Source organism: Verrucomicrobiia bacterium, assembly GCA_035460805.1.
Lineage (GTDB): Bacteria > Patescibacteriota > UBA1384 > CAILIB01 > CAILIB01 > DATHWI01.
Window position 1 is genome coordinate 1 of sequence record DATHWI010000140.1, and the last position, 1,551, is coordinate 1,551.

Here is a 1,551-nt window from a genome sequence, read left to right on the forward strand (position 1 = left end):
CCTGAGCTTAGTTGCCCTTTCTCTGACGTGATCAGGATAGTTTTTCCTCATATTCGGATTATGTTCGGACAGGCTGCTCTACGCCATGGTTGTCCAAATTTTCTTAATCCTATAGAGGGATTAACTTACTTTGGTATTCAGAAAAATCTGCATTTACTTCAATATGGTATTCACAAAATGAAGGCTTCTCAGTGGAGATGATGTGCTGGTATACCTCTGCTAACCCGGGGAAGAATGGTTTAGCGTTTAAATCCTTGTTGCCTAAGTCCATCCACATGGGCGTGCCGAGTAATCCTTCTTCAAAATTGGGTTTAGTGGTTTTCCCTGCAAAAATATGAGTTTCCACAAAGTTATAAAGCTCGTGCTCTTGGTGAATAGTGAAAGAGAGGGTGCCTGCAAATCGTAATTCAGGGGTGATGCCGGCTTTCTCTGTGATATCCCTGGTAGCAGCCTCTAGGAGTGTTTCTCCAGCATGCCTTCGCCCTGCGGGAAAGCCAATCAAACCACGGTACGGTTCACGGCCTCGTTCAAACAGGAGCCACTCTCCCTGTTCGTTTTGTAGGGCAATCTCAACCAGAATCTTTTGCTGAGAACGAATCTCTCCCGTTGTTGCGCTGACGTTCCCGGCTAACTTCCTACCAGCTTTTCCAAGTGCATAACTCCCGGGACTGAGTTGGGCAACAAGTTCCTCTTTAATGAGCTTCTTAAGGTGGTGGCTGAAGATATTTCCTTCGACGTCTACAGGCTTAAGCTCTGCATACCGGCGTGGGCTTTGTTGCAGGAGTAAATCGACGATATGACGTTGGTAGGGATGCATGGGTTCATCATAGCGAGCACTCGCGCGATGTCGAGGTTGGTCGAGGGATTCTCGACTAGAAGCGCATTTTGGCAATAGGTATAACGAGGTTGTCTACGTGGACGGGAAAAACAAAATGAGAACTTTACCAAAGCGAAATATCGGCGTGACTGGCTTCATGTCAGCAGGGGAGTTGGTTGCGGTGCAGCAACGCTTCTCTCAGCTCTGTGAATTGCACAAGTCCGAGCCCCGCCTTATGGCTGGCGTGCTCATTTCCGACAAAACAGCGGCAGGGGTTGTGAACCGGCATCCTGGCCGGTTTCCGCGACCCGAGTCCCTCCAGCCCTTGCTGGCTGCGGTGGGGCCGCAAACACTGAGCCTTGCCCACTTCAACACCCACAAGCGGGAGGAGATGGTTGCCCAGTGCGAGCAGATCCTGGAGTTGGCGGGTGAGAACTTGCACGGCTTTCAGCTCAACATATGTTGGCCGGAACCGATGCTTGTTCAGGAACTGCGCAAGCGACACCCGAAACTTCACATCTTGTTGCAGATTGGGGCCCATGCCCTTAAAAAGGTGCGGCACGATGGCCGGCTTCTCACTGAGAAATTGGCGACGTTTGAAGGGTGTGTAGATGAAGTGCTTCTCGATCCAAGCGGTGGGAAGGGTATTCCTATGGATACCAAATCACTGCTTCCGCTCGTGGAAGCGCTCATGCGCATGGATGGTCTTGGGATTGGGGTAGCCGGCGGACTTT

The 1,551-nt window shown here is 50.9% G+C and carries 2 protein-coding genes; one reads left to right on the forward strand and one right to left on the reverse strand.

Annotated features, from left to right (window positions below):
* Positions 1-109: 109 nt before the first annotated feature.
* Positions 110-817, reverse strand: coding sequence for an NUDIX domain-containing protein (locus tag VLA04_05845; GenBank protein HSI21185.1), 708 nt, complete (start codon positions 815-817; stop codon positions 110-112).
* Between the two features lie 115 nt (positions 818-932).
* Between VLA04_05845 and VLA04_05850 the strand changes: the two genes are divergently transcribed.
* Positions 933-1,551, forward strand: a 619-nt coding sequence (locus VLA04_05850; GenBank protein HSI21186.1) for a hypothetical protein, incomplete at its 3' end; no start/stop codon positions are given.

What these genes read in the sequence shown, in the direction of transcription:
- VLA04_05845 (HSI21185.1), bottom strand. Translation starts at nt 817, where the DNA reads ATGCATCCCTACCAACGTCATATCGTCGATTTACTCCTGCAACAAAGC.